This window comes from Arenibacter algicola (assembly GCF_018860365.1).
Classification (GTDB): domain Bacteria; phylum Bacteroidota; class Bacteroidia; order Flavobacteriales; family Flavobacteriaceae; genus Arenibacter; species Arenibacter algicola_B.
On the sequence record NZ_JAHKPO010000005.1, the window covers coordinates 426 to 6,160 of the forward strand.

General features: G+C 46.7%; 3 protein-coding genes. All 3 read left to right on the top strand.

The features are described 5' to 3' along the window. Nucleotides 1-902, top strand: a 902-nt coding sequence (locus KO529_RS06565) for a bZIP transcription factor (RefSeq protein WP_215947137.1), incomplete at its 5' end; no start/stop codon positions are given. Nucleotides 903-921: 19 nt separating this feature from the next. Beyond that, nucleotides 922-2,070, top strand: a complete 1,149-nt coding sequence (locus KO529_RS06570) for a gliding motility-associated C-terminal domain-containing protein (protein ID WP_215947138.1) — start codon at nucleotides 922-924, stop codon at nucleotides 2,068-2,070. A 547-nt stretch (nucleotides 2,071-2,617) separates the two neighbouring features. Next, on the top strand, nucleotides 2,618-5,735 hold a 3,118-nt coding region (locus KO529_RS06575; RefSeq protein ID WP_215947139.1), incomplete at its 3' end, for a hypothetical protein.

Genomic DNA, 5,735 nt, shown 5'->3' on the forward strand with positions numbered 1-5,735 from the left:
GAACCACATTTGCTTTCGATGGTTCGTCAATAACACCTGACTGGACAACCTTGATCAACGTACCGGCCGGCTTCGCTGATAATACGGATAACGACACCACATATTCCGCCGGTACAGGACTAACTCTAACTGGCACAACCTTTTCAGTTAATGATCTTGCAGGTGATGTAACAGGTCCGCCCAATGCCACTGTAATTGCCAATGGCGCCATTACTTCAGCCAAAATTGCAATAGGTGCTGTATCTGGCGGACCAGGTGGGGTAATTGCAACGAATTCTATTACCCAAGGAGATATAGCTCCAGACGCAATAGGATCAAGTGAATTAGATGCTGATTCAGTTGGTGAATCGGAAATAAAAGATAACGCAGTTACAACTGATAAAATTATTGATGGGGCTGTAAATTCCAATAAAATAACCGATGGGACTATAGAAAATATAGACATATCAGGAACCGCCGCAATAGATGGCTCCAAAATCAACCCTGTGTTTACCACAAATGTTAGTACTACTGGAAACTTACAAGTTGATGGAAATGTCAATGTAACTGGCTCTCACTCCCCAGTTCCCGACTACGTTTTCCAAAAATATTATTTAGGAACTTCAATCTTAAATAATAATTACACCTTTAATAGCATTACTGAAATTGAGAAACATATAAAACAGAAACACCATTTACCAGGCGTAAAATCAGCCGAGGAAATCAAGGAACAGGGATTTTGGAATCTTGGAGAAGCCTCAAAAATAAACCTAGAAAAAATTGAGGAATTGTTCCTGCACACCATAGAACAGGAGAAGAAGATAGATCAACTTAAGACCGAAAATCAATCCCTATCCGCAGAACTACAGTCGCTCCGTAAGGACATGGACGAAATAAAAGCACTATTAAAAAATAAGAACTAGAGGCATTGGCCCAAAGAACATGAAAAACCTTATCTACATCCTCGCGTTGTTGCTACCCCTAGGGATACAGGCCCAAACGGCCCTGTACAACACTGGCAACATCCGTATCCACAATGAGGGGCAGATAGGGTTTCATACAGATCTGATCAACAACGCATCTTTTGACCAGAATTTGGGCCTGGCCGGTTTTTATGGCAGTAACATGATCAGTGTTTCGGGCGCCTTTATGCCGGTGTTCTTCGATACCGAAATTGCCAATGACCAAGGGGTTATGCTCAACACAGGCATGAGTGTTAGCTCCAACACCAATTTTGTTGCAGGCAACTTTATGACCCCAAGGGCACAACAGGATATTTATTTTAATTTTCTGCAGGATGCCTTTTATGTAGGCGAAGGCGATCTTTCCAAGGTAGATGGTTATGTAACCATCAACAACGAACAGAATTTTATTTTTCCGGTGGGCGATGCACAACAATTACGGTCCTTGACGCTCAATAGTAGCGGCACCAATAGTTTTGCCAAATGCGCCTATTATTTGGAAAATCCGACCAACCCAACCACCTTTCCAGAAAGCTTTGACCCCACCAAAAAGCCTAGGACCATGGGAGATATCAGCCAGGTAGAATTTTGGCATTTGGAAGGCAGCGTTTCCTCTAACATACAAATTAGCTGGAACGAACGCAGCAATATAACCGCCCTTACAGAGGATGTGGCCAAGTTAATTCCCGTAGGCTGGAGCATTAGCGGCAGATCTTGGGTAAATCTGGGCGCTGCTTCCGTGGTGGGCGACCTAAGTCAGGGGTTTTTAATTTCGGATAATTTTGTACCGGACGATTATGCCTTAATCACCTTTGCCTCCGAAGCCACCGCCAAAGAATTGCTTACGTTGGACAATTACCTGGTAACCCCCAATGGGGATGGGGTTAACGATGCCCTATACATAGAGGAACTGGAACTCTCTGAGGACGATACCATCAGAATTTTTAACCGCCAAGGCCAAAAAGTATATGAGGAAAACAATTACACCAACGGTTTCACAGGCTACTCCAATGTGGACAATTTGGTCATAAACCGCGGAGCCGGATTGCCCAATGGTGTATATTTTTATGTGATTGCCATGAAAGATCTTAAACTTAACTATCAGGGGTTCTTGTATTTGGAACACTAAAAAGTTGAAGGTTCAAAGTTGAATGTTGAAAGTTCAAACATTGAAGAACTAAATTCCCCTCTTGAGAGGAGCCTGTCCCGCGTTTTCCGCGGGAGGACAAGGTGGATTCGACCAAAGGAGAAGACGGAAAGGGTGGGAAGCTGAAGTCCACATTTGTGCAGCCAATAACATTTTGGATTGAACTATCTAAAGTCAAGCCAATTGAAGCATCCCCTTATAAAAGTTCCCCTACTACACAAATCCAAGGATTCGCAACTTTTGTCGCTCTAATTATTCAATCATTTTGGGTAATTGATGTAGAATTATTATCAAAATCCTTTGCTTAAAATGGCTTACAAATCAAATTACAAACTCTAATAACCTTAACCGTTTTGTAGGGCTCTTCCTTCTTTTTAGCGTTCGACCAAAGGCATATTTTATAGACCTAATTTTCAATAAGATATGTACACAACACCTTTTATCCAGTTCACAACATTTTTTTAACATTCCATAATTAGTCATCTAAATTTGGGTTTATATAGGTCATTGCACCCCTAATTCCCCTTGAATGGACTTTAAAAAATTACTCCTTTTAGTGTTCTTGATGAGTTGCGCCTTTGCAACTGGACAAGTAAAGATTGGTGAAAATCCAAACAGCATTAATGCAGCTTCCATAGTTGAATTGGAGAGTACTACCAAAGCATTTGTACTTACTAGAGTTTCCAATACACAAATGCAATCCATTAAACCACTTCGTGGGGCAATGGTATTCAACACCGATGCGCGCTGCGTTTTCTTTTACAACGGAACACAATGGAATAGCCTTTGTACAGGCGGTTCAACTGCCACTGGGGGTGTCGGCATACAATCTACTGTCGATAATGGCAACGGGACATTTACTTTCAATTATACAGACGGAACAAAATTTACAACCCCAAACCTAACAGGTCCGCAAGGGCCTGCTGGTATTTCTGGTGCAAACGGAGCCAAGGGAGACAAGGGAGACACTGGCGCAACCGGAGCTACAGGTACTACTGGGGCCAAAGGAGATACTGGTGCGACCGGAGCCAAAGGCGACCAGGGAGACAAAGGTGATACTGGAGCAAAGGGTGATCAAGGAGATACCGGGGCTACTGGAGCCCAAGGAATTCAAGGTATACAAGGAGAAACTGGAGCTAAGGGAGACCAAGGAGTAAAAGGAGATACTGGTGAAACCGGAGCTACAGGAGCCACTGGTGCCACTGGAGAACAAGGTGAAAAAGGTGAGACTGGTGCCACAGGAGCAACTGGAGAGCAAGGTGTTCAGGGTGAGAAAGGAGACACCGGTGCGACCGGAGCCACAGGCGACCAGGGCGTCAAAGGTGAAACCGGAGCTCAAGGAATTCAAGGTATTCAAGGTGAAACCGGAGCAACTGGTGCTACCGGAGATCAAGGAGATAAGGGAGAAAAAGGAGACAACGGAGCTACAGGTTCAACTGGAGCTACTGGTGCTACCGGAGAACAGGGTATCCAAGGAGTAAAAGGTGATCAAGGCGAGAAAGGTAATACTGGAGAAACCGGTGCCAACGGTGCTACCGGAGAACAAGGTATCCAAGGTGTAACTGGAGCGACTGGTGAACAAGGTGAAAAAGGTGACAAAGGTGATACTGGTGCAACAGGCGAAACTGGAGCGACTGGTGAACAGGGTGAGAAAGGAGACACCGGTGCGACCGGAGCCACAGGCGACCAGGGCGTCAAAGGAGATACCGGAGCTCAAGGGATTCAAGGTATCCAAGGTGAGAAAGGAGACACAGGAGCTCAAGGAATCCAGGGTATTCAAGGAGAAACTGGTGCTACAGGAGCAACTGGTGCGACAGGAGAACAGGGAATTCAAGGTCTAAAAGGAGACCAAGGTGAAAAAGGTGATACTGGTGCCACAGGTTCAACTGGAGCCACTGGCGCTACCGGAGCTACAGGAGAGCAAGGAATTCAGGGTCTAAAAGGAGACCAAGGTGCGACAGGTGCAACCGGTGCGACAGGAGAAACTGGTGCTACTGGCGAAAAGGGTGATACCGGAGCTCAAGGAATTCAAGGTATACAAGGGGAAACCGGGGCGACTGGTGCAACTGGGGAACAAGGTATTCAGGGTGAGAAAGGAGACAAAGGTGCTTCTGGTGCAACAGGTGCAACAGGTGCAACCGGAGATAAGGGTGACAAAGGAGATACTGGTGCACAAGGTATTCAAGGGATCCAAGGTGAAACTGGAGCTCAAGGTATTCAAGGAGCAACTGGTGCAACTGGTGCCACTGGAGAACAAGGTGAAAAAGGTGATAAAGGTGAAACCGGAGCCACTGGTGATAAAGGAGAAAAAGGAGATACCGGTGCTACAGGTTCAACAGGAGACAAGGGTGACAAGGGTGACAAGGGTGATACTGGTGCACAAGGTGAGAAAGGTGATACCGGAGCTCAAGGAATTCAAGGTATACAAGGGGAAACCGGAGCGACTGGTGCAACTGGTGCAACTGGTGAAAAAGGAGATACTGGTGCTAAGGGCGACCAGGGAGACAAAGGAGATAAGGGAGATACTGGTACCACAGGTGCCACAGGTGAAACTGGCGCAACTGGTGAAAAAGGAGATACCGGTGCTAAGGGCGACCAGGGTGACAAAGGAGATAAAGGTGATATTGGAGCTACAGGTGAAACTGGCGCAACTGGTGCAACTGGTGCTACAGGAGCTCAAGGAATCCAAGGTATTCAAGGTGAAACCGGAGCAACTGGTGAAAAAGGAGATACCGGCGCTACTGGTGCGACAGGAGAAAAAGGTGATACTGGGGCTAAGGGAGACCAAGGCGACCAGGGCGTCAAAGGAGACAAAGGAGACAAAGGAGATACTGGAGCTCAAGGAATTCAAGGTATACAAGGAGAAACTGGTGCTACTGGCGCTACTGGAGAACAGGGTATCCAAGGTGTAAAAGGTGATAAAGGAGATACTGGTGAAACCGGTGCTACTGGTGCCACTGGTGAACAGGGTGACAAAGGTGATAAGGGAGATACCGGTGCTAAGGGCGACCAGGGTGATAAAGGAGATAAGGGTGACAAGGGAGATACTGGAGCTCAAGGTGAAACCGGAGCTACAGGTGCAACCGGTGCTACTGGTGCGCAAGGGCCTATAGGTATAAGTATACCCGGAGTTAAAGGTGACAAGGGTGATATTGGTGCGACAGGAGCAACTGGAGAGCAAGGTATTCAGGGTGAGAAAGGTGACAAAGGAGATCGAGGAGATAAGGGAGATACTGGTGCCACAGGTGAAACTGGCGTAACTGGTGAAAAAGGAGATACCGGTGCTAAGGGCGACCAGGGAGACAAAGGAGATACTGGAGAGCAAGGAATCCAAGGTATTCAAGGAGAAACTGGTGAAAAAGGTGATACTGGTGCTACAGGAGCAACTGGAGAACAGGGTATCCAAGGTGAGAGAGGAGACACAGGAGATAAGGGTGATACCGGTGCTAAGGGAGACCAAGGCGACAAAGGAGAAACTGGAGCTCAAGGAATCCAGGGTATTCAAGGTGAAACTGGGGCTACTGGTGAAAAAGGTGAGAAAGGTGACAAAGGAGATACTGGAGAGCAAGGTATTCAGGGTGAGAAAGGAGACACCGGTGCGACCGGAGCCACAGGCGACCAGGGCGTCAAAGGAGATACTGGAGCTC